This is a genomic window from Streptomyces sp. ASQP_92 (assembly GCF_025399895.1).
GTDB lineage: Bacteria > Actinomycetota > Actinomycetes > Streptomycetales > Streptomycetaceae > Streptomyces.
On record NZ_JAODUA010000001.1, the window covers coordinates 1019424 to 1045852 of the forward strand.

Annotated in this window: 24 protein-coding genes and 1 riboswitch; of the genes, 10 read left to right on the forward strand and 14 right to left on the reverse strand. The window is 73.2% G+C overall.

The window, feature by feature from the left end; all coding sequences use genetic code 11:
• Positions 1-5: 5 nt before the first annotated feature.
• The 5 genes from N4G70_RS04455 to thiO form a co-directional block, all read right to left on the reverse strand.
• A complete protein-coding gene (locus N4G70_RS04455) occupies positions 6-857 on the reverse strand; it encodes a deoxyribonuclease IV (protein WP_261711033.1) in 852 nt (283 codons plus the stop codon).
• Positions 858-868: 11 nt separating this feature from the next.
• Entirely contained in the window at positions 869-2839 is a 1971-nt protein-coding gene (gene pknB, locus N4G70_RS04460; protein ID WP_261711034.1) for a Stk1 family PASTA domain-containing Ser/Thr kinase, read from the reverse strand.
• Between the two features lie 88 nt (positions 2840-2927).
• Positions 2928-3722, reverse strand: coding sequence for a thiazole synthase (locus N4G70_RS04465; RefSeq protein ID WP_261711035.1), 795 nt, complete (start codon positions 3720-3722; stop codon positions 2928-2930).
• A 2-nt stretch (positions 3723-3724) separates the two neighbouring features.
• Entirely contained in the window at positions 3725-3925 is a 201-nt protein-coding gene (gene thiS / locus N4G70_RS04470) for a sulfur carrier protein ThiS (RefSeq protein WP_261711036.1), read from the reverse strand.
• Positions 3922-5103, reverse strand: a complete 1182-nt coding sequence (thiO, locus tag N4G70_RS04475; protein WP_261711037.1) for a glycine oxidase ThiO — start codon at positions 5101-5103, stop codon at positions 3922-3924. Before thiO ends, thiS begins: the two co-directional genes overlap by 4 nt.
• Positions 5101-5213: riboswitch (TPP riboswitch) on the reverse strand. Its footprint overlaps the gene before it by 3 nt.
• Before the next feature lie 176 nt (positions 5214-5389).
• Between thiO and N4G70_RS04480 the strand changes: the two genes are divergently transcribed.
• The 5 genes from N4G70_RS04480 to N4G70_RS04500 all read left to right on the forward strand — a co-directional run bounded on the left by N4G70_RS04480 (position 5390) and on the right by N4G70_RS04500 (position 10026).
• Positions 5390-6556, forward strand: coding sequence for an NAD(P)/FAD-dependent oxidoreductase (locus tag N4G70_RS04480; RefSeq protein WP_261711375.1), 1167 nt, complete (start codon positions 5390-5392; stop codon positions 6554-6556).
• A gap of 349 nt (positions 6557-6905) precedes the next feature.
• On the forward strand, positions 6906-7271 hold the full coding sequence (locus tag N4G70_RS04485) for an Rv2175c family DNA-binding protein (RefSeq protein WP_120724198.1): 366 nt from the start codon (positions 6906-6908) through the stop codon (positions 7269-7271).
• A gap of 117 nt (positions 7272-7388) precedes the next feature.
• The gene (thiE, locus tag N4G70_RS04490) at positions 7389-8039 is read left to right on the forward strand and encodes a thiamine phosphate synthase (RefSeq protein WP_261711038.1); all 651 of its coding nucleotides are present in this window, start codon (positions 7389-7391) and stop codon (positions 8037-8039) included.
• Positions 8040-8215: 176 nt separating this feature from the next.
• Positions 8216-9133: a methylenetetrahydrofolate reductase [NAD(P)H] gene (gene metF, locus N4G70_RS04495; RefSeq protein ID WP_261711039.1), complete on the forward strand. Its 918-nt coding sequence runs from the start codon at positions 8216-8218 to the stop codon at positions 9131-9133.
• Between the two features lie 62 nt (positions 9134-9195).
• Positions 9196-10026 carry a hypothetical protein gene (locus tag N4G70_RS04500; RefSeq protein ID WP_261711040.1) on the forward strand — a complete coding sequence of 277 codons (831 nt, stop codon included), beginning with the start codon at positions 9196-9198 and terminating at the stop codon, positions 10024-10026.
• A gap of 31 nt (positions 10027-10057) precedes the next feature.
• Here N4G70_RS04500 and N4G70_RS04505 read toward each other — a convergent pair whose 3' ends face one another.
• The 5 genes from N4G70_RS04505 to N4G70_RS04525 form a co-directional block, all read right to left on the reverse strand.
• Complete coding sequence (locus N4G70_RS04505) at positions 10058-11569, reverse strand: NAD(P)/FAD-dependent oxidoreductase (RefSeq protein ID WP_261711041.1); 1512 nt, start codon at positions 11567-11569, stop codon at positions 10058-10060.
• A 31-nt stretch (positions 11570-11600) separates the two neighbouring features.
• Complete coding sequence (locus tag N4G70_RS04510) at positions 11601-12218, reverse strand: DUF4126 domain-containing protein (protein ID WP_261711042.1); 618 nt, start codon at positions 12216-12218, stop codon at positions 11601-11603.
• A 309-nt stretch (positions 12219-12527) separates the two neighbouring features.
• Positions 12528-13136, reverse strand: coding sequence for a TetR/AcrR family transcriptional regulator (locus tag N4G70_RS04515; protein ID WP_261711043.1), 609 nt, complete (start codon positions 13134-13136; stop codon positions 12528-12530).
• 11 nt (positions 13137-13147) lie between these two features.
• Positions 13148-15232: a YhgE/Pip domain-containing protein gene (locus tag N4G70_RS04520; RefSeq protein WP_261711044.1), complete on the reverse strand. Its 2085-nt coding sequence runs from the start codon at positions 15230-15232 to the stop codon at positions 13148-13150.
• Positions 15204-15983, reverse strand: coding sequence for an ATP-binding cassette domain-containing protein (locus N4G70_RS04525; RefSeq protein ID WP_261711045.1), 780 nt, complete (start codon positions 15981-15983; stop codon positions 15204-15206). Before N4G70_RS04525 ends, N4G70_RS04520 begins: the two co-directional genes overlap by 29 nt.
• 201 nt (positions 15984-16184) lie before the next feature.
• Here N4G70_RS04525 and N4G70_RS04530 point away from each other — a divergent pair, with 201 nt between their 5' ends.
• The 3 genes from N4G70_RS04530 to N4G70_RS04540 all read left to right on the forward strand — a co-directional run bounded on the left by N4G70_RS04530 (position 16185) and on the right by N4G70_RS04540 (position 18362).
• The gene (locus tag N4G70_RS04530; RefSeq protein ID WP_261711046.1) at positions 16185-16724 is read left to right on the forward strand and encodes an SAV_6107 family HEPN domain-containing protein; all 540 of its coding nucleotides are present in this window, start codon (positions 16185-16187) and stop codon (positions 16722-16724) included.
• Between the two features lie 182 nt (positions 16725-16906).
• Complete coding sequence (locus tag N4G70_RS04535; RefSeq protein ID WP_261711047.1) at positions 16907-17665, forward strand: bifunctional 2-polyprenyl-6-hydroxyphenol methylase/3-demethylubiquinol 3-O-methyltransferase UbiG; 759 nt, start codon at positions 16907-16909, stop codon at positions 17663-17665.
• A 307-nt stretch (positions 17666-17972) separates the two neighbouring features.
• Entirely contained in the window at positions 17973-18362 is a 390-nt protein-coding gene (locus tag N4G70_RS04540) for a DUF3040 domain-containing protein (protein WP_261711048.1), read from the forward strand.
• 624 nt (positions 18363-18986) lie between these two features.
• Here N4G70_RS04540 and N4G70_RS04545 read toward each other — a convergent pair.
• From N4G70_RS04545 to N4G70_RS04560, 4 genes are all read right to left on the reverse strand, one after another.
• Positions 18987-21395: a DUF3488 and DUF4129 domain-containing transglutaminase family protein gene (locus N4G70_RS04545; RefSeq protein ID WP_261711049.1), complete on the reverse strand. Its 2409-nt coding sequence runs from the start codon at positions 21393-21395 to the stop codon at positions 18987-18989.
• Positions 21392-22750 carry a DUF58 domain-containing protein gene (locus tag N4G70_RS04550; protein WP_261711050.1) on the reverse strand — a complete coding sequence of 453 codons (1359 nt, stop codon included), beginning with the start codon at positions 22748-22750 and terminating at the stop codon, positions 21392-21394. The genes N4G70_RS04545 and N4G70_RS04550 overlap by 4 nt, the downstream gene beginning before the upstream one ends.
• Positions 22750-23760, reverse strand: a complete 1011-nt coding sequence (locus N4G70_RS04555; protein WP_261711051.1) for a MoxR family ATPase — start codon at positions 23758-23760, stop codon at positions 22750-22752. Before N4G70_RS04555 ends, N4G70_RS04550 begins: the two co-directional genes overlap by 1 nt.
• Before the next feature lie 223 nt (positions 23761-23983).
• Positions 23984-24550, reverse strand: a complete 567-nt coding sequence (locus tag N4G70_RS04560; protein WP_261711052.1) for a carbonic anhydrase — start codon at positions 24548-24550, stop codon at positions 23984-23986.
• Positions 24551-24966: 416 nt separating this feature from the next.
• Here N4G70_RS04560 and rsmH point away from each other — a divergent pair, with 416 nt between their 5' ends.
• Positions 24967-25917: a 16S rRNA (cytosine(1402)-N(4))-methyltransferase RsmH gene (gene rsmH, locus N4G70_RS04565; RefSeq protein ID WP_315904221.1), complete on the forward strand. Its 951-nt coding sequence runs from the start codon at positions 24967-24969 to the stop codon at positions 25915-25917.
• On the forward strand, positions 25914-26426 hold the full coding sequence (locus tag N4G70_RS04570) for a hypothetical protein (RefSeq protein WP_315904222.1): 513 nt from the start codon (positions 25914-25916) through the stop codon (positions 26424-26426). Before rsmH ends, N4G70_RS04570 begins: the two co-directional genes overlap by 4 nt.
• Positions 26427-26429 lie beyond the last annotated feature (3 nt).

A 26429-nucleotide genomic window follows, 5' to 3' on the forward strand; every position in this document is an offset into this window, starting at 1 on the left:
GGGCCCTAGGCCCGCAGGGACTTCAGCCGGGCCACGTCCGCCGCGTTCCCCTCCTTGCCGCCGGGCGTCTCGATGACCAGCGGTACGCCCTCGGTCGCCGGATGTCCGAGCAGCTCACGGAACGGCTCCTGGCCGATGTGTCCCGAGCCAATGTTCTCGTGGCGGTCCTTGTGTGCGCCGGCCACATCCTTGGAGTCATTGGCGTGGATCAGCTTCAGCCGTCCCTCGCCGACGGTCTCCACCAGGAGGTCCAGGGTCTGCTTCATCCCGCCGGGCCCCGCCACGTCGTGGCCGGCCGCGTAGATGTGGCAGGTGTCCAGACAGATCCCCAGCTTGGGGTGCGCGTCCAGGGCTTCGAAGTAGGGGCCGAAGTCCCAGGTGCGCGAGCACAGGGACGAGCCCTGCCCGGCGGTCGACTCGAGCAGCAGGAACGGGTCGTCGTCGTGGGTGAGTTCGTCCAGGAGCGGCAGCAGATGCCTGCGCACCTGGGCCAGGGCCTCCGCGCGGGTGCGCCCGCCGGTCGCCGAGCCGGTGTGCACGACCACGCCGAGCGCGCCGATCTCGCGGCCCCGGCGCAGCGAGTGCCGCAGCGACTCCACCGACCGCTCCACCGTCGCCTCGGTGCTGGAGCCGAAGTTGATCAGGTACGGGGCGTGGACGTACGCCGGGATCGAGGCCTCGGCGCACTCGGCCCGGAACCGTTCGTCCTGGGCCGGGTTGCCGGTGGGAGTGGCCCAGCCGCGCGGATTGGCCACGAAGACCTGGACGGTCTCGGCGCCGATGTCGCGCGCGAAGGCGAGCCCGGTCGTGGCGAGGCCGCCGGCCACGGGGACATGGCCGCCGATGGGGTTGCGCATGGGGTGGCTACCTACAGTCCCTTGGTGGTGATGGTGATGGTGGAGCCCTCGGGGGCCTGCGCGCCGGCGGCCACCGACTGCCCGGACACCTCGTCGCTCAGGAACGGGAAGCTGCGGTCGACCTTCACCTTGAACCCGGCCGCTTCCAGCGCCTTTTGGGCGTCGGACGCCTTCTGCCCGGTCACCTTGGGCACGGTCACCGGCCGGGGTCCCTTGGACACGGTCAGGGTGACGCTGTCGCCCTTGGCGAGGCGGGCGTGCTCGGCGGCCGACTGGACCGCGACCTTGCCCGCGTCCTGCGGCGAGTTGACCTGCTCGGGGGCGACGGTGACCTTGAGGCCCGCGTCCTGGAGGGCGGCTGTGGCATCGGCCACCGAGTCGCCGACGACCCCGGGCACGTCGACGGGGGCGCCCTTGCTGAGGACGAGCGCGACGGCGGTGTCGGTGTGGCGCTTCACGCCGGCGGGCGGGTCGGTGCGGATCACCGCACCCTGCTCGACGTCGTCGCTGAACTCGGTGGAGGTGTCGCCGGGCGCGAAGCCCGCCTTGCGCAGCTCGTCCTTGGCCTTCTCCAGCGCCATCCCGTTCAGTTGGGGCACCTGAGCCGTCTCGGGGCCGCGCGAGACGACCAGCGTCACCGAGCCGTTGCCGCGGATACGGGCGCCGGTGGCCGGGTCGGTCGAGATGACCTGGCCCCGCTCGACGGTGTCGCTGAACTGCCGGTCGACCTTCTCGACGCCGAGCCCGGCACCCGAGAGCTTCTTCTTCGCCGCGTCCTCGCTCTGCCCGATGAGGGCCGGAACGTGGGTGAACTGGCCGGAGTTGATGTACCAGACGCCCGCGCCGACGCCGAAGACGAGCAGCAGCGCGGTCACCAGGGCGATCAGGCCGCGCCGGTTGTTCAGCCGCCCGCCCCGCACGCGGGGCGCGGGCTCCGGCTCCTCCTCGACGCGCTGCGGCATGATCAGCCGGCTGGTGCGGTGGACGGAGTCGGACAGGGGGGACTCGGCGGGCAGTGGCACGGCCGCCGGGGTGACCGGCGTCGTCACGGCGCGAGGGATCACCCGCGTACGGTCCTCGGAGCCGCTCTTGTCCGAGGCGGCGTGCGCGCCGGGCGGGACCGCGTCGAGCTGCTCCTCGTCGAGTGCCGCGCGGGCGGTCAGGGTCAGCGCGAGCAGGCCGACCGCGTCGTCGGGGCGGACATCGGGGTTACGGGCCGTCGCCGAGGCGACCAGCTCGTCCAGCTCCGGGGCGAGCCCGGGCACGGCCGCGGACGGCGCGGGCATCCCCTCGTGGAGGTGGGCGTAGAGGATCTGGGCGGGGGTGTCCCCGCCGTGCGGCTTGGCACCGGTGAGCATCTCGTACAGGACGACCCCGCACGCGTACACGTCGGCGCGGGTGTCCGCGGTGCCGTGCTCGATCTGCTCGGGGGCGAGGTAGGAGACGGTGCCGAGGACCGAGCCGGTGGTGCTGGTCACCGCGTCCACGGCCCTCACCAGGCCGAAGTCGGCGACCTTGACCCGGCCGTCGTCCCCGATCAGGACGTTCTCGGGCTTCATGTCCCGGTGCACGAACCCGGCCCGGTGGGCGGCGCCGAGGGCCGCGAGCACGGGCTCCAGGATGTCGAGGGCCGCGCGCGGCTGGAGCGCGCCGCGCTCGCGCAGCACATCGCGCAGGGTGCAGCCCGCGATGTACTCCATGGCGAGATAGACGTACTGGTCCTGGGCGCCCTGGTCGAAGACGCCGACCACATTGGGGTGCGCGAGCCGGGCGACCGACTTGGCCTCCCGGATGAAGCGCTCCACGAACGTGGCGTCCGCGGCGAGGCCCGGGTGCATCACCTTGAGGGCGAGGACGCGGTCGAGACGGGTGTCGACGGCCCGGTAGACCGTGGCCATACCGCCGACGGCGATGCGCGCGTCGACGCGGTAGCGGCCGTCGAGCACCTGCCCGACGAGGGGGTCATGAAGGGTCGTATCCACGGGGGAGAGTTTACGAGCGCCGTCCGGCCCCCTTCACGCCGCGGGCGTGGTGGGGGCCGGACTGAAGCCGAGCTGTGACGCGGACCCGTTAGAACGCGGGGCGCTCGGGGTCGAGCGCGGCCCGCCCCTCCATCGTCGAGGACGCCTCCGCGAAGTGGCGGCGCGGGATGCGGCCGGCGCGCTGGGCGAGGCGGCCCGCCTGGACCGCGTGCCGCATCGCCTCCGCCATCAGGACCGGCTCCTGGGCCCGGGTGACCGCCGAGGCCAGCATCACCGCGGCGCAGCCCAGCTCCATCGCGAGCGCCACGTCGGAGGCGGTGCCGGCGCCCGCGTCGAGGATCACCGGGACGCCCGCCCGGTCCACGATCAGCTCGAAGTTGTGCGGGTTGCGGATGCCGAGCCCGGATCCGATGGGGGAGCCGAGCGGCATGATCGCCGCGCAGCCGACGTCCTCCAGTTTGCGGGCGAGGACCGGGTCGTCGTTGGTGTACGGCAGCACCGTGAACCCGTCGTCGACCAGCACCTCGGCGGCGTCGAGCAGCTCGATCGGGTCGGGCAGCAGGGTGCGCTCGTCGGCCACCACCTCCAGCTTGACCCAGTGGGTGCCGAGCGCCTCGCGGGCCAGGCGCGCGGTGAGCACGGCCTCCCCGGCGGTGAAGCAGCCGGCGGTGTTGGGCAGGACGCGGATGCCGAGCCGGTCGAGCACGGACAGGACCGAGCCCTGCACGGTCGGGTCGAGGCGGCGCATCGCGACCGTGGTGAGTTCGGTGCCGGACGCCACCAGCGCCCGCTCCAGGGTGTCCAGGCTGGGCGCCCCGCCGGTGCCCATGATCAGCCGGGAGTCGAAGGTGGTGCCGGCGATGGTGAGGCGGTCGTCGGCCATGGTCAGCCCCCCTGCACGGCGGTGAGGACCTCGACGCGGTCGCCGTCGCCGAGTGTGGTCGTCGGCCAGGCGCCGCGCGGTACGACCGTCTCGTTGACGGCGGCGGCGACCCCGGAGCGGGACGGGGTGAGGGTGGCGACGAGGACGTCGAGGGTGGTCCCGAGGGCGAGCGCGCGCGGCTCGCCGTTGACGGAGATGGTCATGCGGTCGTCAGCTCCCATGGTGCGGAGGTGAAGCGTCGGGGGGTGAACGGGCGTGCCTCGACGGGCAGTTCACCGGTGGCCAGGACCTGCGCCATGACGTCTCCGGTGACGGCCGTGAGCAGCACGCCGTTGCGGTAGTGCCCGGTGGCGAGCAGCAGGCCGGGCAGCGCGGTCGGACCCAGTAGCGGCGCGTTGTCGGGGGATGCGGGGCGCAGCCCGGCCCGGGTCTCGGTGAGCGGCAGTTCGGTGATGCCCGGCACCAACTCATGGGCGTCGCGCAGCAGTTGGTAGACGCCGCCCGCGGTGACCGTGGTGTCCCAGCCGAGTTCCTCGCTGGTGGCGCCGACGACGAGCTCGCCGTTCTCACGCGGTACGAGATAGACGACGCTGCCCCGCACCAGCGCCCGCACGGTCCGGGACAGGAAGGGCGCGTAGGCGCCCGGCACGGTCAGCCGCAGCACCTGGCCCTTCACGGGGCGTACGGGAGGAAGGAGCTCCGCGGGTACGCCCGCGAGGCGCCCGCTGAGGCTGCCCGCGGCGAGCACCACCTGGTCGGCCGCGAGCGCGGTGCCGTCGGCCAGGACGACTCCCGTCGCCCGCTCCCGTACGACCGAGAGGCGCTCGGCCCAGCCGTGCGTGAACCGCACCCCGGCCCGCGCGCAGGCGGCGACCAGGGCCTTGGCCAGGCGGCGCGGGTCGATCTGGTGGTCGCCGTCGACGCGAAGGCCGCCGCGCACACCGGGCGCGAGCATCGGCTCCAGGCGCCGGCAGTCACGGCCCGACAGCCACTCGGACTCCAGGCCGCAGCGGACCTGGAGGGCGTGCAGCTCCCGCAGGTGGGCGCGGTCGTCGGAGTCGAGCGCCACGGCCAGGGTGCCGCAGGCGCGGTAGCCGGTGTCAAGGCCGCTCACCTCGCTCAGCTCGGCCGCGAAGGCCGGGTAGCGGCGGGCGGACTCGACGTTGAGCGCGAGCAGGGTCTGCTCGCCGTAGTGGAGTTCGGTGACGGCGGCGAGCATCCCGGCCGCGACCTGGGCGGCCCCGCCCCCCGGCTGGGGGTCGACGAGGACGACGTCGAGTCCGCGCTGCGCGGCCCGCCAGGCGGTGACCAGCCCGATGATGCCGCCGCCGACCACCAGGACGTCGGACCCGTTCCCGGGCCCGTTTCGTGAAGAACGCATGGGCGTCCAGCCCCTCCCTTCGCCGGCATGACCCGGATCAGGTTCGTACGGTCGGAGGCCGCCCAGCCTCCCTCTCAGCCCGGTGCGTCCGGGCTCCCGCGAGTGCTTTACGCCCGCCACCATAGCCCGAGCCCCCAGCCCGCAGTAAGGGAGCGTCGGCGCGGCCGGGGGGCGGGCGCGCGGCCCGGGCCCCTTACCTGACGATCTGTCAGGTGCTTATGGTGATCGGGTGAGCGAACAGCAGACGCATTCCGAAGCGCGGCACGTGGTCGTCGTCGGCGCGGGCATGGCCGGCGTCCAGACCGCGGTGGCCCTGCGCGAACAGGGCTTCACGGGAGCCATCACCCTCATCGGCGCCGAACCCCACCAGCCCTACGACCGCCCCCCGCTGTCCAAGGCGGTGCTGCTCGGCACGTCCGAGGGCTCGGCCTTCGAGGTGGACTTCGAGGCGCTCGGCGTGGAGCTGCGCCTGGGCCTTGAGGTCACCGGGGTGCGGCCGGCCGAGCACCGCGTGGTGACCGAGGCGGGCGAGGTCGGCTACGACACCCTCGTCATCGCCACCGGAGCCGAACCGCTCACCCTGCCCGGCAGCGGGGGAGTGCCGGGCGTGCACCTGCTGCGCACCCTGGACGACGCCCGGCGGCTGCGCCCGGTCCTCGACCAGCGGCACCGGATCGTGGTGGTGGGCGCCGGGTGGATCGGCGCCGAGTTCGCCACCGCCGCGCGCGACGCGGGCTGCGAGGTCACCGTCGTGGAGGCCGCCGACCGCCCGCTCGCCGGGGTGCTCCCCGCCGAGGTCGCGGCCCCCATGGCCACCTGGTACGCCGAGTCCGGCGCCGAACTGATCACCGGCGCCCGGGTCCGGGCGGTCGTGCCGGGCGAGGTGCTGCTCGCCGACGGCCGGCGGCTGCCCGCCGACGCGGTGATCGTCGGCATCGGCGCCCGCCCCGCGACCGGCTGGCTGGCCGGCTCGGACATCGCGCTGGGCCCCGAGGGGGCGATCACCGCCGACGCCCGGCTGCGCACCTCGCTGCCCGACGTGTACGCGGTGGGCGACTGCGCCTCGTTCCCCTCGGCGCGCTTCGGTGAACGCCTGCTGGTCCACCACTGGGACAACGCGTTGCAGGGCCCGCGCACGGTGGCCGCCGACATCGTGGGCGAGGCACCCACCGACTACGACCCGGTCCCGTACTTCTGGTCCGAGCAGTTCGGCCGCTTCGTCCAGTACGCCGGCCACCACACCGACACCGACGAACTGATCCACCGCGGCGACCCCTCCTCGACCCCCTGGTCCGTCTGCTGGCTCAGGGACGGCGCCCTGGTGGCGGTCCTGACGGTGGGCCGCCCCCGAGACCTGGCCCAGGCCCGCAAACTGATCGAATCCGCGACCCCGATGGACCCGGCGAAGGTGGCGGACCCCGGGATCCCACTGAAGTCGGCGACGTTGCCCTAGGAACGCCGGGTCCCCTACGGGGGCGCGGGGAACTGCGCGAGAAGCGCCCACGGCCCGCAGCCGAAAGCGGATTTCCTGGGGCTCCGCCCCAGACCCCGTATCGCGCCTGAACGGCGCTCGTCCTCAAACGCCGGACGGGCTGAGGTGCCCCGATGCGGGCCAGCACCAACCCTGCCAGGGGCGCGGGGAACTGCGCGAGAAGCGCCCACGGTCCGCAGCCGAAAACCAGCCCCTCCGGCGCTTGAGGAGCGGGGGCCGGGGGGCAGCGCCCCCTGAGGGGGACCGGGGGCACGGCCCCCGAAAGGTCACCCCGGTACCGACCGCCCCCGCGAGGTGGCACGCTTGGACCGTGACCGAGATTGACGCAAAGATTGATGCTCTCGTCCCCGCCTGGCTCTACCTGCCCGACATCGCGGAGATGCTGGACGTGGAGGTGACCCGGGTACGGCAGCTGGTCAAGGAGGGCCAGCTCATCGCCGTACGCCGAGGTGAGAACAGGGCACTTCAGGTGCCCGCCGCCTTCATCGACACCGACAAGGTGGTGAAGGGCCTGGTGGGAACACTGACGCTCCTGAGGGACGACGGCTTCTCCGACGAGGAGATGCTGGAGTGGCTCTTCACGCCCGACCCGAGCCTGCCCGGCACCCCCGCCGAGGCCCTCAGTGAGAATCGCGGCACGGAGGTGAAGCGCCGCGCCCAGGCGCTCGCCCTCTGAGCCGAACGCCGAAAGAGCCCACCCGAACGTGCCACGGCCGCGCGGTGTACGGTCCGGTCCACCCGGCCCCGTACACCGCGCGGCCCGGCCGAAGACGAACACAACGGGGGACCTTCCATGCCCACGGCCCGTGAGCAGCTCGCCGACGCCCGGCTCTATCTGTGCACCGACGCTCGCAAGCGCCAGGGCGATCTGCCCGCGTTCCTGGACGCCGTGCTGACGTCCGGCGTGGACATCGTGCAGCTGCGCGACAAGGGCATGGAGGCGGCCGAGGAGCTGGAGCACCTGGCCGTCCTCGCGGACGCCTGCCGCCGCCACGGCAAGCTCCTCGCGGTCAACGACCGGGCGGATGTGGCGCACGCCATCGGCGCGGATGTGCTGCACCTGGGCCAGGGCGACCTGCCGGTCCCCGCCGCCCGCGCGATCCTGGGCCCCCACGTGCTGATCGGCCGCTCCACACACGCCGCGCACGAGGCCGCCGCGGCCGCCGCCGAGCCCGGTGTCGACTACTTCTGCACCGGCCCCTGCTGGCCCACCCCCACCAAGCCGGGCCGCCACGCGCCGGGCCTGGACCTGGTGCGCCACACCGCCGCGCTCGCCACCGAGCGGCCCTGGTTCGCGATCGGCGGGATCGACGCGGGCAATCTGGACGAGGTCCTGGACGCCGGCGCGGATCGGGTCGTCGTCGTACGGGCGATCACCGAGGCCGACGACCCGGCCGCGGCCGCCGCCGATCTCGCCAAGCGGGTCCGGGAGCGGCTCGGCTGAGTCCCGGATCGGCGCCGGGCCGGCCAACAGGGCTGGTCAACGGCGTCGGCCGCGCGGGGTGATCGGAAACTCCGGGGTAGGGGCCCGGTTGTCCGAGGGGTGGACAGAAGTCCGGCAATCGAGACAATTCACCCCGTTTGCTTGGGGTGCCGACGCCCCCTGGCTAACCTGCCGGTATGGCCCACGGCACTGCTTCCACCAGGACCGATCGCGCGCGAACCGTGCGCGACATGCTCGCGACCGGCGAGACCACGTACTCCTTCGAGTTCTACGCCCCCAAGACGGAGAAGGGCGAACGGAACCTCTGGAACGCGCTGCGCCGGGTCGAGGCGGTCGCCCCCGACTTCGTCTCCGTGACCTACGGCGCCGGCGGCACGACCCGGACCGGAACCGTCGAGGCCACCCAGCAGATCGCCGAGGACACCACCCTCACGCCGGTCGCCCACCTCACCGCCGTGGGGCACTCGGTCGCCGAACTGCGCCACACGGTGGGCCAGTACGCCGACGCCGGGATCCGCAACATCCTCGCGGTGCGCGGCGACCCGAAGGGCGACCCGATGGGCGAGTGGGTCAAGCACCCCCAAGGGGTGACCTACGCGGCCGAACTGGTCTCGCTGATCCGGGAGTCGGGCGACTTCTGCGTGGGCGTCGCGGCCTTCCCCGAGATGCACCCCCGCTCCACCGACTGGGATTCCGACATCCGGAACTTCGTGGACAAGTGCCGCGCGGGCGCCGATTACGCCATCACGCAGATGTTCTTCGAGCCCGAGAACTATTTGCGGCTGCGCGACCGGGTCGCGGCGGCCGGCTGCGAGACCCCGATCATCCCCGAGGTCATGCCCGTGACCAGCGTGAAGCAGCTGGAGCGGCTGCCCCAACTCAGCACCGCGGTCTTCCCGGAGGACCTCAGGGCCCGGATGCTTGCGGTCAAGGACGATCCGGCCGCTGTACGCTCCATTGGCATCGAGTTCGCCACCGAGTTCTGCTCGCGGCTGCTCGCCGATGGCGTTCCCGGGTTGCACTTCATTACCCTCAACAATTCCACGGCGACGCTCGAAATCTACGAGAATCTCGGCCTGCACCAGCAGGCGTAGCCGGATACCGGTACCCGGGTCAGGGGACAGCTGTACCCGGGGCAGGAGAATGAGGGGCGTACATGGGCTGGACGGTCCTCTACATCGCGTTCGGAATCGTCGCACTGTGGCTGCTCGGCGAGGTGCTGTTGCAGTACAAGGCGCGACTGCGCTGGAGGTTGCTGGCCTTCACCGGATTCCTCGGTGTGGTCCTCGGCGTCCTCATCCCGTCCGTCCTCGTGATCATCGTGGGCGCGATCGCCTTCGCCGTCGGCCAGGTGTACGTCACCCTCTCCTTCCGGCGCGGCTTCTCCACCGGCTGGGCGCTGGGCGGCAGGCCGGGCGCGAGCCGCCGCCGCAAGGCGGGGCGCAGGGGCGCCCCCGCGCCCGAGCCGGTCCTGGAAGTCTCCGACCTCCAGTACGAGGAGCCCGCCGAGGCCGGCCCCTTCGACCCCAACGGGCCCGCGACGCGGGCCGATGCGGTCTACGAGCCGCTGCCGATGCCCGACGAGACCGGCCAGTACGGCATCTACAGCCCCGCCCAGCAGGCCGAGGACAAGCCGCAGTACGGCGCGTACGACCCGCACCAGCCCTACGCCGACCCCTACGCCCCGCCGTACGACGAGACGGGCGCGGGGCAGCAGCAGTACGCCGCCTACTCGGATCCGTACATCGGCAACGGCGGCCAGGCGTACGGCACCTACAGCGCGTACGACAGCTTCGGCGGCCAGCACTCCTACCCGGACCCGCTCGCCGCGCAGTACGGCACGGACACCCCGCCCGGTGGCGTCTGGGTGCCCCAGCAGCGCGACGGCGAGTACGTCCCCTACGAGCAGCAGCAGGCCCAGCCGCCGTACGACCCGAACCACCCGGACCTGCCGCACCACCCCGAGCAGCAGCCCTACCGCTACTGACCTGCCGCTCGCGAGGGGCCCCCGGCCGGGCTCACCGCGAGCCGCGGAAGTCGTCCCCCTCCACGATCAGGCCGGCCACCAGCGCGCCTGACATCCCGGCGTGCGCGAGCCCGCCCCCGGGGTGCGCCCAGCCGCCCGCCGTGTAGAGCCCGGGCAGTCCCGTGGTGTTGGCCGGGTGCAGGAACGCGGCCCCGGCCCCGGCGAGGGAGGGCGCGGGGACCGAACCGCCCTCGGCGCCGGTCACCCGCGCGAGATCGACCGGGGTGCGTGCCTCGTGCCACAGCAGCCGCTCGCGCAGGCCGGGCACGGCCCGCTCGGCGGCCGCGATCAGCTCGTCCGTGTACCGCAGGACGAGCTGATCGTCCGTCCAGTCCACCGGGCCGTGCGGCGCGACGGTCGCCGTCAGCGTCACCGCCTCGTGGTCCTCGTCCGGGCGCACCGCCGGGTCGTCGGGGCGCAGCACCGTGACCGTGGGCCGCTCGGTGTGCGGGCCCGCGAAGGCCGTCCGGGCCTCGGCGGCGGCGTCCGGAGAGTGCACCACCGTGCGGTGCGCGGCGTCCGCGGGGCGTCCGCCGCGCAGCGCCAGCAGCACGGTGAAGCGGCTCGGCCGGAGCCCGGCCGAGGGCCGCACCCGGCCCGCCTCCCACAACTCCCGCTCCGGCAGCATCCGTTGGAGGCCGCGCGGATCCGCGCCGCACACCACGTGGTCCGCCTCGATCGCGGTGCCGTCGGCCAGCTCGACGCCGGCCGCCCGGCCGTCCTTCTCGCGGATCAGCCGCACCTCGGCGCCGAAGACGAACTCCACCTTCCTGGCCCGACAGCGCTCGTACACCGCACGCGCCAGCTCCCGCATGCCGCCGCGCACATACCAGCTGCCGAAGGTCTGCTCCATGTACGGCAGGACGGCCGCGGAGGCGGGAGCCGTGCCCGGGTCCAGGCCGTACTCCAGCGCGTAACCCTCCAGGAGCGCGCCGAGTCGGCCGCCACCCAGCTCCCACGCGGCCACCTCGCCCAGCGTGGTCGCCTGCCGGGGCGCGCGCAGCAGGCGGCGCTGCTTGAGCGCGGGGTAGGGCTCGCGGGCCAGCACCTCCCAGTTGGGCCACAGCGGCTCCTCCAGGAGCGGCCTGCGGGTGCGGTCCCAGGCCTCGCGGGCCCGGACCAGGAAGGCACCCCACCGCTCGCCGGCGCCCGCGCCCAGCGCGTCGTCCAGCGCGGACATCACGCCCGCCCGCGAGGCGTTGGGCAGCTCGACCTCGGTGGCGTCGGCGAACACATGGCGCGCGGCCGGATCCACCGGCGCCAGCTCCACCACGCTCTCCAGCGGCTCCTTGCCGGTCTTCACGAACAGGTCGCGGTAGACGGCGGGCAGCCGCAGCAGACCGGGGCCGGTGTCGAAGACGAACCCGTCACGCTCGAACCGCCCCAGAGCGCCGCCATAGGTCGACGAGCGTTCGTACACCGTCACCCGGTGGCCTGCCACGGCCAGCCGGGCGGCAGCCGCCATGGCGCCCGCGCCGGCGCCGATCACCACAATCCGTGCCATGCCGGCGACTTTATCCGCCGCCACTGACACCTCACCCCGGAGGCCGGGGAACCCCCGCCGAAGCCAGCCGCTTCTCCTCCCGGCGCTGCGCCCTGCGCCGCCGGAACCGGCGGATCCTCCGCCACAGGACGACCAGTATCACGATGCCGACAAGCAGCAGGGCGCCCGCGATCACGGCCGCCGCGAGCGGATGGAAGACCGCGAAACTGATGATCCCGGCGACCCCGAGGTCCTCCGCCGTGCTCAGCGCGATGTTGCTGAACGGCTCGGGCGAGGTGTTCACCGCCATCCGCGTCCCGGCCTTGACCAGATGGCTCATCAGCGCGGTCGAACCGCCCACGGCGCCGGCCGCGAGATCCGGCAGCGAACCGTTCTGCCCGGCGAGCAGCGCGCCGACGACCGCGCCCGCGATCGGCCGGATCACCGTGTGCACGGAGTCCCAGACCGAGTCCACGTACGGGATCTTGTCCGCGACCGCCTCGCAGAGGAAGAGAACGCCGGCCACGATCAGGACGTCGGGCCGCTGGAGCGCGTCGGGCACCTCGTCGGTGAGTCCGGTGGCGCCGAAGATGCCGAGCAGCAGGACCACCGCGTACGCGTTGATCCCGCTCGCCCAGCCGCTGGTGAACACGAGCGGGAGTACGGACACGGTCGCGATCGTAGCCAGATTCGCGCGGCCGGGTCTGGGGTTGTGCACGGACATCTGAGTATCCGTACCTAGACGGCCAGATGAGTACCCGCACGGATGGGCTCCCACCTGCGCAGAAGGGAAGGTGGAGGCCACGGAAGGGGCGCGGCGCCGGTACCGCCGACACGGGGCGGCGGAACCGGCGCGGCTCCCCGGACGTGACGGGGGTGGGGGAGACCCGGGGGGACGTACGGGGGAAGCGCCGGGCCGGTGTGGTTCAAGGGGGATTGAACCGCACCGGCCCGGCGTCCGCGCGTTCCTGGGCCTCCGTCAGCGCCCGCCGACCCGGCCGTGCAGCAGCCGGGAGAGCGCCGCGTGGACGTCGTCCAGGGAGCGCTCGCTCTGGAAGGCCTGCCAGTCGAGCGCGGCCACCAGGACCATGCCGACCAGGGCCGCCGCCGTGAGCGGGATGTCGATCTCCTCGCTCAGCTCGCCCTCGGCGACCGCGTCCCGAAGGACCGTCTCCACCACGGCCACCGCCTCCCGGCGCACCACCAGGAGCGTCGACTGCCAGGCCCGGTTGGTGCGCCACAGCTCGGCCACGTAGAGCTGGGTGAAGGCCGGGTAGCGGTCGATGAACCCGAGGCCGGCCCGGATCATCGCGTCCAGGGCCTCGATCCTGGTCCCGCCCCGCTCGGCGGTCTCGTCCGCGGCCGCCTGCAAGGACGCGGTCAGCAGACCCACGCCGTGGCGCAGCAGCTCCTCGAAGAGTTCGGTCTTGCTCTTGAAGTTGTAGTAGACCGTGCCCTTGGCGACGCCGGCCCGCTCGGCGATCTCGTCGACGGTGGTGGCCGAGAAGCCCTGCTCGGCGATGAGCGTCACGGCGGCCTCGTACAGCTTCTGCCGGGTCGCCTGGCGTCTGGTGCTGCTGCTGTCCATGGCGTCGATTCTCACAGGCTCAGCTCCGGATGCAGGCGGTCGAGCGACCAGACCTGCTTGTGCCGGGCGGACAGCGCGGTGAGTGCGAGGGCACCCGCCGTGAAGGCCGCGAGGACCGCGCAGCCCTGCCAGACCACGCCCAGATCGCCGCCGGTGATCAGCCTGCGGAGCCCGTCCACGACGTAACTCATCGGCAGATAGGGGTGGATGGCGTTGAAGAAGGCCGGACTGGTCTGGACGGGGTAGGTGCCGCCCGCCGAGGTCAGCTGGAGCATCAGCAGGGCCAGCACCAGGATGCGTCCGGCCGCCCCGAACTTGGCGTTCAGCCACTGCACGATCGCGGTGAAGCAGCAGGAGGCCAGCGCCAGATAGCCCAGCGTCCCCGCGGTCCGCTCCATTTCGAGACCGAGCCCGAAGTGCAGCACCGACATCAGCGCGGCGATCTGGGCCAGCCCGATGGCCGCCACCGGCAGCCAGCCCGCGAGGGCGATCCGCCAGGCCGAGGCCCCGGCCGCGAGCGCGCGCCGGTTGAGCGGCTGGATCAGCATGTACGCGACCATCGCGCCCACCCACAGGGAGAGCGGGATGAAGTACGGGGCGAAGCCGGTGCCGTAGTTGGGCGCCTTGTGCATCGCCTGGGAGGCCAGCTTGACCGGGTCGGCCATCACCTCGGTGCGCTGGTCGCGCTGCTGCTTGTCGTAGTCGGGGATCTTTCCGACGCCGTCGTGCAGGCCGTTCGAGAGCTGGACCGAGCCGTCGGAGAGCTTGACGATCCCGCCGTCCAGCGCGCCCGCGCCCTTCTTCAGCTTGCCGACGCCCGTGTCGAGGTCGGTGGAGCCCTTCTTGGCGGTGCCGAGCCCGGTGTGGATGTCGGCCGCGCCCTTGGCGACGTCGTGCGCGCCCTTGTTGAGCTTGTTGATGTCGGCGATCCTCTTGTCGAGGTCGGCCGAGAGGTGCGGCGCCTTCGCGGCCAGGTCCCTGGCCTTGGTCTGGAGGTCGGCGAGGCTCTTTTCGAGCTTCTTGAGGTCACCCCCCTGGTCCTTGACGAGGTTGTTGACGTCCGCGGTAAGGGTCGCGCCGGTGGCCATCGCCTTCTTGGCCTCCTTGAGCGTGGGGCAGACCTGGCCTTCGGTGGACTTGTCCACACAGAGGTGCTGATAGAGGGCGTCGAGGTCCTGGGAGGCCTTGCGGGTGCCGGACGCGGCGACGGGCGCGAGGTCGATGATCCTCTGGAGGTGGTCGCGCACCGGCTGGATCGAGTCCGCGAGCAGCTTCGCCGCGTCGCCGACCGTCTTGCCGTTGTCCTTGAGGTACGGACGCGCCTGGCCGGCCACCGCGTTGGCCTCGTCCGCGAGCTGCTGGGTGCCCTCGGCGACCTGCCGTGCGCCGCTCGCCAGGGTGCCGGCGCCGGTGTCGAGCTTCGTGATCCCTCCGGCCAGCTTGCCGCTGCCGTCCTTGGCGTCACTGAGCCCGTCCGCCAGCGCCTTGGATCCGTCCTTGGCCTTGCCGAGCCCGTCCTTGAGGTCGCCCGCGCCCTTGGCCGCCTTCTCGGTCTGGTCGTGGAGGTCGCCGAACGAGATGAAGATCTTGTCGAGGAAGGAGCGCGAGGCCTTGGTGGAGGCGGCGGCGCGCACCTCGGCGAACACCGTGCGGGAGATCGAGCCCACGATGTAGTTGTTCGCGTCGTTGGTGTGCACCTGGAGCGCGCCGGTCTCGGGGGAGTCCCCGGAGCTGGACGCGATCCTCTGGCTGAAGTCGGACGGCACCGTCAACGACAGGTAGTACGTGCCCTTTTCGAGCCCCTCGCGCGCCTCGGCGTCACTGACCTCGTGCCATTCGAAGGTCTTGCTGTCGCGGAGCTTCTTGCTGAGCTCCCTGCCCACCTGGAGCTTCTGCCCCGCGGCCTCGGCCCCCTTGTCGTCGTCGACCAGGGCCACGGGTATGCGGTCCAGGCGGCTGTAGGGGTCCCAGAACGAGCACAGGTAGAGCGCGCCGTACAGCAGCGGCAGCAGGAGGAGCGCGACCAGAGCGGCCCGCGGCAGCTTCCCCCTGCCGAACCGCTTCAGCTCAAGCGCTGCCAGTCGTGGCGAACGCATCCGCCGCCCCCTCCTTGTCCGTGGCCCCGTCCCCGGCGCCGGATCCTGTCGTGCGTACGGTGGTGTCGGCCTCGGCGGGCGACTCGCTGCACACCGCGAGCACGGTGATGCCCGAGTCCGCGATCGAGCGCAGCAGCGCCCAGGCGGCGGCGCGTTCCCCGTCCGCGAGCTTCATGTCGGTGTCGTCGACCGCGAGCAGCCGCGGCTGCTGGATCAGCGCGAGCGCCACCGTGAGCCGCAGCGCCTCCAGGCGTTCGAGGTCGCGCACGGCGGTGGCCTCGCGCTTGGGCAGCGAGGCGAGGTCGAGGCCGGCCGCGGCGAGCGCCTGGTCGATCAGGGCGCGGGACTCGGCCCGGCGGGTGGCGGGGGAGCGCAGCAGCGCCCGCACCGAACCGCCGTAGCGATGCCTCAGCATCACGCGCTCGCGCAGGTGCTCGGCGACCGTGAAGGCCGGGTCGAGCTCGCTGACGCCGGGCACATGGGCGAGCGCGCTGATCCGCCGCACGGCCGCCATCTTGCGCGGCAGCGGGTGGCCGGCCACCTCGGCCCGGCCCTCGGCGGGCTTCATGCGGCCGGTGAGGGCGAGCAGCAGGCAGGTGCGGCCGGAGCCGGAGGGGCCCGTGACCGCGATCAGCGAACCGGGCCCGGCGTCGACGCCGACCCCCCTGAAGGCCCAGCCGCGCGGCCCTTTGAGCCCGAAGTCCTCGGCGCGGATCGCGGCGCCGGTCACGTCCGCGTGCGAACTCTCCACATTCCCCCCTGCTCTGCGCGTCCCCGGGCCGGAACCCCGGCCCCATTCTTTTGAACTGACTGGTCAGTACAAAAGATAGCCCGAACCCCTATGCGAGGCAAAGCGCCAGCTCAGCGACGCATCCGGGTCGATTGTCAGTGGTGACCCTCACGATGGACACATACGGCCACAGTGCCGTCACACGACGACAGGAGGTTCGTCATGGCCAGCTCCCACGCAGCAGCTGTACCCCGGCGCCGCGCAAGCAGCCCTGCCCCCTCACTGAACGGTGCCGCAACCGACGTCCACCCCGTGCTGCGCCGGGCCGGCGCACCACCCGCCGCCCTGGACCTGCTCGCCCAGGCCCGCGGCGGCCTCGACGAGGCCGCCGTCCTGGACGCCCCCAACGAGCGGTACGCCACGGCCCATCTGGCCGCCCTGCGCACCGCCGCCGCCGTCCTCGCCGCCCGTGGGCGGCCCGAGACCACCCCGCGCCGGCGCCGGCGCATCCGCAGCGCCTGGGAAGTGCTGCCGGAGATAGCGCCCGAACTGGCCGAGTGGAGCGCCCTGTTCGCCTCGGGGGCGGACCGGCGGGCCCGCGCCGAGGCCGGCATCCCGGGCGCGGCCACCACCCGGGACGCCGACGACCTGCTCCGCGACGCGGCGATGTTCCTGCGCCTGGTCGAGCGCCTGCTCGTCCTCCAGCCCGTGCTGCCCCAGCCCAGGCCGCGCGAGCCGGAGGGGGAGAGGGGGGCGGGCTGAGGCGCCCGGGGGCCAGGCGGGCCGGCGGGGGCTCGACGGGAGGCGGGCCGACCGCGGCTCGACGAGCCCGGGCACGGCGGCCCGCGCTGATCGGGTACGGACCGGGGAGGCAATAGGGTGGACGGGTCTTCACCCTTCCCACGCCGCGTCCGCGGCGGCACCGCGCCGAGGAGTCAACTGCCGTGTCGGACCCCATGCGCCCCCGCGCCTCCCTTCGTACCGCCGTGGTCTGGGAGGTCCTCAAGGAAGCGCTCGACCGCCGGGTCCAGGCGACCGGGCGCGCGGCCCTGGACGTCCTGGACACCGGCGGGGGCTCCGGCAACTTCGCGGTCCCGCTGGCCGCACTCGGCCACCGCGTCACCGTGGTCGACCCCAGCCCCAACGCGCTGTTCGCGCTGGAGCGCCGGGCCGCCGAGGCCGGGGTGGCCGAGCGGGTCCAGGGCGTCCAAGGCGACGTGCTCGGCCTCTTCGACGTGGTCGAGCGCGGCGGCTATGACGCGGTGCTGTGCCACGGCGTCCTGGAGTACGTCGAGGACCCGGCGGAAGGCGTGCGCAACGCGGTGGACGCGCTGCGGCCCGAGGGCGCGCTCAGCCTGCTCGCCGCGGGTCTCGGCGGCGCGGTGATCTCCCGCGCGCTCGCCGGGCACTTCACCGAGGCCCAGCACGCGCTCTCCGACCCGGCCGGGCGCTGGGGCGCCGGCGACCCCGTGCCGCACCGGTTCACCGCCGAGCGCCTCACCGAGCTGGTCGGCGCGGCCGGGGCCACGGCCGGGGCCGTCCACGGCGTGCGGGTCTTCGCCGACCTGGTCCCTGGCGTCCTGGTGGACACCGAGCCGGGCGCCCTGGACGCGCTGCTCAAGCTGGAGGCGGCCGCCGCCGAACTCCCCGCCTTCCACGCCATCGCCACCCAGCTCCATGTCCTGGGCGAGAAGCGCGGCTGACCTTCGCCCCCCGGCCGGTGCCGCGTCCCGGTGTGGCTCGGATGGCCCGCGGCGGGCTGATCAGCGACGCTGTGCCGCATGGAGTACGCCACAGGCCCCCCGATCGGCGACTTCGCCCCGTATGATCGGGGGACACCGACCGGCATGACGGATCGACTCTTGGGGAATTGAATCTCCACAGGCGATCCGCCGTGGTGGCCGGGCTGGCGATTTGGCGTAGAGGGCGGGTGTCACGGGGGCGATTCCCTGCCTATCCTGAAGGGGCCGCATCCGGTCGCCCCCCGCGACCGACGAGTAGGAGGACTCCGTGCCGCTCTCGGAGCACGAGCAGCGCATGCTCGAGCAGATGGAGCGAGCGCTGTACGCCGAAGATCCCAAGTTCGCGACAGCGCTTGAGGGAAGCGGGCTGCGTACGTACACCCGGCGACGGGTCTACCAGGCGGTCGCCGGCTTCCTGGTGGGTATCGCGCTCCTCATGGCAGGAATGGTCGCGCAGCAGATCTGGATCAGTGTGGTGGGTTTCCTCGTCATGCTCGGATGTGCGGTGCTCGCGGTGACCGGTTGGCGCAAGGCGCCGCGTCCCGGGGAACAGGTGCGTCCGGGTGGCTCTGCCGGGCCTCGGCAGGTGCGGCAGCGGCGGTCTGTGATGGACCGGATCGAGCAGCGCTGGCAGCGGCGCCGGGATGAGGGGCGCTAGCCCCGCCCCGTTCTGACCTGCACCGAAGGGGCGGCCACCTTGACGAGGTGGCCGCCCCTTCGGCATCCCCGGGGCCGCGCCCCAGCCCCCGAGCCACCTCGCCCCCCAGTTGGTTCCGGGCCCTCCTGGGGCTCCGCCCCAGACCCCGTTCGCGCCTTAAGGGCGCTCGTCCTCAAACGCCGGACGGGCTGAAATGCCCCGATGCGGGCCAGCACCGACCCCGCCAGGGGCGCGGGGAACTGCGCGAGAAGCGACCACGGTCCGCAGGATCCAGAGGGGTTAGGGGCGCGGGGAACTGCGCGAGAAGCGACCACGGTCCGCGGACGGACGAGGTTTTGGGGGCGCGGGGAACTGCGTGAGAAGCGGCCACGGTCCGCAGGCCGAGAGCGGGTTGAGGGGCGCGGGGAACTGCGCGACCAGCCCAGTACGGCCCGCACCCGAACGCGAAGCCCCCCGGGCAGCCCCGCACGGCCCGCACCCGAACGCGAAGCCCCCCGGGCAGCCCCGCACCTGAAGGCCAAGGGAGCCCGGGTCGGGCCGCGCCCTAAAGGCAGCCCCCCGGGGGGATCCCGCACCCAAACGCGAAGCCCCCCCGGCCGCCCCGCACCCGAAGGCGAGCACCCCCTACCCCCTCGCACCCCCAGCCCGCCCCCGCGCCCCCACCGCACGAACCCACCCCGCAACCCCCCGCTTCGCCCGGTCCCAGCGGAGGGTGATCGACCAGATCACCCGCACGGCTGAGCGGGGGGCGAGAATCGCGCGGAGGGTTTGGGGGCGGGTGGCCTGGGTGCGCAGGCCCGTTGTCACGCGGGTGACGTCGTCCACCAGGCCAGGGGTGGGCTGGGGGACCGGGGCGTACAGGACCTGCTCCACCGCGCTCGCCGCCCGGTGCACGGACTCGGCCGCCGCGCCGTCCAGGCCGCCCAGGCGGACGATCCGGGCCGCCGCCTTGCGGGGGGTCCGCGAATCGTCCGGTGGGATGCCGTAGTCCCAGGCCGTGTCGGTGATCTCCTGCCAGGCGGCCAGCGTGCGGGCCACCGCGTCGGCCGGGGTGCGCCCGCCGGAGCCGAGGCGCCGGGCCCGTATCCGCGTGCGCCACAGCAGGGGCAGCAGCGGCAGCGTGAGAAGCACGGCTGCTCCCAGGGCCGCTCCGGCCAGGGCCGAGGCCGAGGGGCCGCCGTCGGTCGGGGCCGCGACGCCCGCCGCGGCGGAGGGGCCGCAGTCGCCCAGACGGCGGGCCGCCGGCGGGCAGGAGTCGGAGACGGAGGGCGCCGCCGAGGGCTCGGCGGAGGCTTGCTTGGACGGCTCGGCCGGGCTGCTCGGGTTGCCCGCCGGAGTCTGACGGCGGGTGTAGTCGGGGGCCGTGCCCCGCGTCGGCGTCGGCTCGAAGCGCGTCCAGCCCACGCCCTGGAAGTACAGCTCGGGCCAGGCGTGCGCGTCGCGCAGGCCCACCGACATCGTGCCGTCCGGGCGCGGGGTGCCCGGAGTGAAGCCCACCGCGACCCGGGCCGGGATGCCCAGGGTGCGGGCCATCGCGGCCATCGAGAAGGAGAAGTGGACGCAGAAGCCCTCCTTCTCCTGAAGGAAGTTGGCGATGGCCTCGGTGCCGCTGCCCGACTGGACGTGGGTGTTGTAGGTGAAGCCGCCGTTGGTGGAGAACCAGTCCTGGAGCTTGACGGCCTTCTCGTAGTTGTTCACCGCGCCGCCGGTGACCTGCCGGGCGGTGGCGCTCACCACCGAGGGCAGCGAGTCCGGAACGCGCGTGTACTCCTTCAGCAGGTCCGCGGGCGCAGGCGCGGCGTTCGCCAACTGGGCGGCCGTGGGCCGTATCAGGAGACTGCCGACCGTGTACTGCGCGCCCCGGGTCGTCTGCTTGCGGTCGCCGACCAGGGTGCGCCCGACCGGTTCGAACCGCCAGTCGCCCTTGATCTTCACCTGGGTCGCGGGGAAGGGCATCGGCAGCCAGCTCTGCGCGTACCAGCCGGCCGCGGAGACGCTGGTCTGCACCTCGGTGGTGGCGACCACCGGGCTCAGCCCGTCGGGCCGCGGCAGGGGATCGGGCACGTCCTTGATGTGCCGTTCCGAGGACTTCCAGGAGGCGCCGTCGAACTCGTCGAGCGCGACGATGCGCAGATACATCTCCTTCGTGTCCTCGGCGTTGGTGTTGTACCGCAGCACCTCGCGGTCCTCGGGCTGGTTCAGGCTGTTCTGGAGCGACACCAGCGGGTTGACCGCCGAGATGGTCCCGCCGCTCCCGTCGCCGCCCCCACCGCCGCCGGCCCCGCCGAGCAGCCCGCCGTCGAGAGCGGGCAGCATCGCCGGGATCACCAGCGCGATGCCGAGCGCGAGCACCCCGATGCGCCGTCCGGTACGGACCGGGGCGAGCGGCGCCGCGTTGTCGAACACACCCTGCTGGGCGCGGCCCGGAGCCCGCGCGGCGCCGCCGAAGACGCGCCCCCACTGCGAGAGCCGGTCACGGCCCTCGGCGAGCAGAAGCAGCAGATAGCCCGCGGCCGCGAGCACGAACCACAGCCAGCTCGCGCCGCCGGAGGAGAGCCCGGCGGCCACCGAGTACAGCGCGAGCAGCGGCAGGCCCGCCGGGGCGGCGCTGCGGAACGTCACCGCGAGCGCGTCCACCGCGAGTCCGATGATCAGCACCCCGCCGACCATCATGAGCCGGATGCCCGCGGTGGCGGGCGCCGGGATCGCGTACTGCCCGACGTCCGAAGTGCCTTGCTGGAGCAGCGCGTTGAGCTGCTCCACGGCATCGGGGCCCGGCAGCACCCCGCCGAGCGCCTGATGACGCGCAAAGACCAGCGTCAGCAGCAGCAGGGCCACCACGGACTGGGCGAGCACGGTCAGCGGCCGGGCCAGCGGCACCCGCCGGGCGAGCGCGCCGACCCCGGCCACGATCGCGAGCAGGAAGGCGGCTTGCAGGATCCAGCTCGCCGGGTCGACCAGCGGCAGCATCGAGCAGGCCGCCAGGACCGTGGCGAGATAGGCGCACAGCGCCAGCCGTCCGCGCCCGCTCATGACCATCCCCCCGCCGTGCCCTTGGACGCCGTCCCCGCCTCGCTTCGTTCCCGGGCGGCCCGGCGCCACAGCTCGGGCAGTGAGGCGCCCGGGCTCACCGCGAGCGCGGCCCATCCCGCCTCGCGCAGCAGCCGCAGCCGCTCTTCGACCGGGCCGCGCTCCGGGGAGCCGTGCGTCCACAGACCGCTGTCGAGCACGAAGGCGACGGCGGCGCCGCTGCGCCGCCGCATCTTCGCCGCGACCGCGGCCTGCTCCTCGTCGAGGTCCCCGAAGAAGCCGATGAGCAGTCCTTCGTTGCCGCCGCGCAGCACGTCGTACGCGCGGGAGAGGCCGCCGCCGTCGGAGTGGTCGACGACGGCGAGGGTGTCCATCATCAGCCCGGCCGAGTCTGAGGAGTCCTGGGTCGAACCCGCGAACCCGCCCGCCCCCTCGCCCGGTACGGAACTGCCCGTGTCGGTCAACAGACGTACGGAGAAGCCGCGTTCCAGCATGTGGGTCAGGGCGGAGGCCGCGCCCGACACCGCCCATTCGAAGGCGGAGTCGGGGCCGGCGCCCGCGTACGCGATGTCCCGGGTGTCGAGCAGCACCGTGCAGCGGGCCCGCTGCGGCTGCTCCTCGCGGCGCACCATCAGCTCGCCGTAGCGCGCGGTGGAGCGCCAGTGCACCCGGCGCAGATCGTCGCCGTGCCGGTAGCCGCGCGGAATCACGTCGTCCTCGCCGGCGAGCGCGAGCGAGCGGTGCCGCCCGTCGCCGTACCCGGCGGCCTCGCCCGAGAGCCGTACCGGCGGCAGCGGCTCGGTCCTGGGGATGACGGTCAGGGTGTCGTACGCGCTGAAGGCGCGGGTCAGCTCGCACATCCCGAAGGGGTCGGTGAGCCGCAGTTGCAGGGGGCCCAGCGGATAGCGTCCGCGCAGGTCGGAGCGGACCCGGTAGGACACCTCGCGCTTGCCGCCCGCCTCGACCCGGTCGAGCACGAAGCGCGGGCGCGGGCCGAGTACGTAGGGCACCCGGTCCTGGAGCATGAGCAGGCCGGTGGGCAGCCGGGAGACGTTGTCGAGCCGCAGATGGACCCGCGCCTCGGAGCCGGCCGGGACCCGGCCGGGGGACAGCCGGCGGCTGCCCGCGACCCGGTAGCGGGTGCGGTAGAGGACCACCGTGCAGACCAGCGGCAGCACGGCGAGCAGCAGGCCGACGCGCAGCAGGTCCTCCTGGCCGAGGACGAAGGCGCAGACCGCGGCGGCGACCCCGGCCGCCAGAAAGGAGCGGCCCCGGGTGGTGAGACCGGCCAGGGCGGCCCAGAGGCCGCCCCGCGCCTGTTCGTCGGCGGACTCGGCGGGGAGCCCCCCGGCCGCCATCACAGCCGCCGGGCGCTAGGCGGCTGCTGGCCGTACAGCGGGTTCCCGGCCTGCGGAACGGGCGTGTGCTGGAGGATCTCCAGAACGACCTGCTCGGCGGTGCGCCGGTTGAGCTGGGCCTGCGCGGTGGGCAGCAGCCGGTGGGCGAGCACGGCGACGGCCAGGGCCTGGACGTCGTCGGGCAGCGCGTACTCCCGGCCGCTCAGGGCGGCGGACGCCTTCGCGGCGCGCAGCAGATGGAGCGTGGCGCGCGGCGAGGCGCCGAGCCGGAGGTCCGGGTGGTTGCGGGTCGCGCCGACCAGCTGCACCGCGTAGCGCCGTACCGCGTCGGCGACGTGCACGCCGCGGACCGCGTCGATCAGCTTGACGATGTCGTGGGCGTGCGCCACCGGCTGGAGGTCGTCGAGCGGGGAGACGGCGCCGTGCACGTCGAGCATCTGGAGCTCGGCCTCGGGGGTGGGATAGCCCATCGACACCCGGGCCATGAACCGGTCGCGCTGGGCCTCGGGCAGCGGGTAGGTGCCCTCCATCTCGACCGGGTTCTGGGTGGCGACGACCATGAACGGGCTGGGCAGTTCGTAGGTCTGCCCGTCGATGGTGACCTGGCGCTCCTCCATGGACTCCAGGAGCGCGGACTGGGTCTTGGGCGAGGCGCGGTTGATCTCGTCGCCGATCACGATCTGGGCGAAGATCGCGCCGGGCTTGAACTCGAAGTCCCGCCGCTGCTGGTCGTAGATCGACACCCCGGTGATGTCCGAGGGCAGCAGGTCCGGCGTGAACTGGATGCGTCGTACCGAGCAGTCGATGGATCTGGCCAGGGTCTTGGCCAGCATGGTTTTGCCCACGCCGGGCACGTCCTCGATCAGGAGGTGCCCTTCGGCGAGCAGTACGGTCAGCGAAAGCCGTACGACCTCGGGCTTGCCCTCGATCACACGCTCCACCGACCCGCGGACACGCTCCGCCGTGGCGGTCAGATCGCTGAGGCTCGCTCGATCGTCATAGGTCGTCACCCGGCCCTCCTCGGCCCTTGCATACGGGCCGGTGCACTGCGAACGGCACGGCCCACCCCGAAGTACGGACAGCGCGGCCGAACGGTTCGGCCCTCTGTCACATCCGCATTCTTGTTGCCGTTGCCGCGTCGTGTCACTCGCCTGTGGACAACTGGGGGGGATTCATGGTGAGTTGTCCCCCTATTTCCGTTCCTGCGTGGTCGGGTGGCCTGCGCCGTCGCGGTCAGGCGACCGGGTCGACCTCGCGCAGCAGCCCCGTCGTCACGTCGAAGACGAAGCCGCGCACGTCGTCGACGTGCGGCAGGAACGGCGAGGTCCGCACCCGCTGCATCGACTGGCGTACGTCCTGGTCGGCGTCGCGGAACGACTCCACGGCCCAGGCCGGACGCTGACCCACCTCTTCCTCCAGCGCGTGCCGGAAGTCCTCGGTCAGGGTCTCCATGCCGCAGCCCGTGTGGTGCACCAGCATGACGCTGGTGGTGCCGAGCGCGCGCTGGCTGATGGTGAGGGAGCGGATCACGTCGTCGGTGACCACGCCGCCCGCGTTGCGGATGGTGTGGCAGTCGCCGAGTTCGAGACCGAGCGCGGCGTGCAGGTCCAGGCGCGCGTCCATGCAGGCCACGACGGCGACGTGCAGGACGGGGCGGGCGTCCATGCCGGGATCGGTGAAGGCCGCGGCGTACTGGCGGTTCGCCTCGACCAGCCCGTCCGTCACCGTCCCCCCGCTGCGGACGGTCGGACGCGGAAGGCGAGCGGGAGGCTCTGCGGGTATGTGCGCAGGAGTCGACATATGTATGACGGTAGCCGCCGCCAATCTCCGGGTCTTGTCGTGGAGCCGGAAAAAGAGCGTCAACTCGGGCGCCTGTGAGGTAACCCACAGGCCTCACCGGCCTTCACCCGAACGAGTGATTAAAGAGCCTCGCGGCGCGCTGGAGGGTTGATTGACCCGAAGGACCGGTGGACTAAAGTGACGCGAAGCGGGAGCCGTGACACCTGGTCTCCCCCTGTGCGGAACCCCAAGCCTCCGGGAAGCACGTCCTCCCGGACCATACGTTTACCCGCGTGCCCGGCGCGCGTACGGCTCGGCCTCCTCCCGCCCTCCGGTCGGCTGACGCCCCTTTTCCGGCGCCAGCCGTTCGCCCCCTGGCGGGGGAGCGGGAACCGGCCCGTATGCGCGGCGGTGCGCCGGACCTTGAGAGGGCGGCTTTGAGCCAGCGACACGTCCCGGTAATGCTCCAGCGATGCTTGGACATGCTGGCCCCGGCCCTGACCCGCCCGGGTGCGGTCGTCGTCGACTGCACCCTCGGCCTCGGCGGCCACAGCGAAGCCCTGCTCACCCAGTTCCCCGAGGCGCGCCTGATCGCCCTCGACCGCGACAAGGAGGCGCTGCGCCTGTCCGGCGAGCGCCTGGCCCCCTTCGGGGAGCGCGCCACCTTGGTGCACGCCGTCTACGACGAGCTCCCCGAGGTGCTGGAACGTCTCGGCACCCCCCGCGTCCAGGGCGTCCTGTTCGACCTCGGTGTCTCCTCGATGCAGCTCGACGAGGCCGACCGCGGCTTCGCCTACGCCCAGGACGCGCCCCTGGACATGCGCATGGACCAGTCGACGGGCATGAGCGCGGCGGAGGTGCTCAACACCTACCCGCCCGGTGAACTCGTGCGGATCCTGCGGGCGTACGGCGAGGAGAAGCAGGCCAAGCGGATCGTCTCGGCGATCGTGCGCGAGCGCGAGAAGGAGCCGTTCACCAACAGCGCCCGGCTCGTGGAGCTGATCCGCGACGCGCTGCCGCAGGCCGCCAAGCGCACCGGAGGCAACCCCTCCAAGCGCACCTTCCAGGCCCTGCGCATCGAGGTCAACGGCGAACTCGCCAGCGTGGAGCGGGCGATCCCCGCCGCCGTCGACGCCATCGCGCTCGGCGGCCGGGTCGCGGTGCTCTCCTACCAGTCCCTCGAAGACCGCATCGTCAAGCAGGTGTTCGCGGCCGGCGCCGCCAACACCGCGCCGCCCGGGCTCCCGGTGGTGCCCGAGCGCTACCAGCCGCGGCTCAAGCTCCTCACCCGCGGCGCCGAACTCCCCACGGAGGAGGAGGTCGCCGAGAACCGCCGCGCGGCCCCCGCCCGGCTCCGCGGGGTCGAGCGGATCAGGGAGGACGTGTGAGCAAACCGGCCAGGCAGCTGCGCGGCACGGCCGCGCGGCTCGGCAGGCTGATGCCGTCGCAGGGGGCCAACAGCGCCGCCCGCACCCCCTTCGTGCTCCTCGTCGTCGCCCTGCTCGGCGGCGGCCTCATCACGCTCCTGGTGCTGAACTCGGCCCTCAACGAAGGCTCGTTCAAGCTCAGCGAGTACCGCAGGCAGACCACCGAACTCACCGACGAACAGCAGGCCCTCCAGCGCGACGTGGACGATCTGTCCGCCCCCGACGCACTGTCCCGCAGGGCCGGCGACCTCGGCATGGTCCCCGGCGGCAACCCCGTCTTCCTCGGCCCCGACGGCACCGTCAAGGGCGTCCCCGGCACCGCGGGCGACCCCTCGCCCGCCGAGGCCGCCGAGCCCGCGCCGCTGCCCGGCGCGGCGAGCCAGGCCCCCGCACCGCACCCCAGGCAGCGCCACACCCCGGCCCCCCAGCCCGGCCGGCCGGCGAAGACCTCCCCGACCCCCGGCAGGTGACGC

Excerpts from the sequence above, each read along its gene's own strand:
- N4G70_RS04455 (WP_261711033.1), bottom strand. The coding sequence starts at position 857 with ATGCGCAACCCCATCGGCGGCCATGTCCCCGTGGCCGGCGGCCTCGCC.
- N4G70_RS04465 (WP_261711035.1), bottom strand. The coding sequence starts at position 3,722 with ATGGCCGACGACCGCCTCACCATCGCCGGCACCACCTTCGACTCCCGG.
- thiS (WP_261711036.1), bottom strand. The coding sequence starts at position 3,925 with ATGACCATCTCCGTCAACGGCGAGCCGCGCGCGCTCGCCCTCGGGACC.
- thiO (WP_261711037.1), bottom strand. The coding sequence starts at position 5,103 with ATGCGTTCTTCACGAAACGGGCCCGGGAACGGGTCCGACGTCCTGGTG.
- N4G70_RS04480 (WP_261711375.1), top strand. The coding sequence starts at position 5,390 with ATGGCCGGCGTCCAGACCGCGGTGGCCCTGCGCGAACAGGGCTTCACG.
- thiE (WP_261711038.1), top strand. The coding sequence starts at position 7,389 with ATGCCCACGGCCCGTGAGCAGCTCGCCGACGCCCGGCTCTATCTGTGC.
- metF (WP_261711039.1), top strand. The coding sequence starts at position 8,216 with ATGGCCCACGGCACTGCTTCCACCAGGACCGATCGCGCGCGAACCGTG.
- N4G70_RS04500 (WP_261711040.1), top strand. The coding sequence starts at position 9,196 with ATGGGCTGGACGGTCCTCTACATCGCGTTCGGAATCGTCGCACTGTGG.
- N4G70_RS04505 (WP_261711041.1), bottom strand. The coding sequence starts at position 11,569 with ATGGCACGGATTGTGGTGATCGGCGCCGGCGCGGGCGCCATGGCGGCT.
- N4G70_RS04515 (WP_261711043.1), bottom strand. The coding sequence starts at position 13,136 with ATGGACAGCAGCAGCACCAGACGCCAGGCGACCCGGCAGAAGCTGTAC.
- N4G70_RS04520 (WP_261711044.1), bottom strand. The coding sequence starts at position 15,232 with ATGCGTTCGCCACGACTGGCAGCGCTTGAGCTGAAGCGGTTCGGCAGG.
- N4G70_RS04530 (WP_261711046.1), top strand. The coding sequence starts at position 16,185 with ATGGCCAGCTCCCACGCAGCAGCTGTACCCCGGCGCCGCGCAAGCAGC.
- N4G70_RS04545 (WP_261711049.1), bottom strand. The coding sequence starts at position 21,395 with ATGAGCGGGCGCGGACGGCTGGCGCTGTGCGCCTATCTCGCCACGGTC.
- N4G70_RS04550 (WP_261711050.1), bottom strand. The coding sequence starts at position 22,750 with ATGGCGGCCGGGGGGCTCCCCGCCGAGTCCGCCGACGAACAGGCGCGG.
- N4G70_RS04560 (WP_261711052.1), bottom strand. The coding sequence starts at position 24,550 with ATGTCGACTCCTGCGCACATACCCGCAGAGCCTCCCGCTCGCCTTCCG.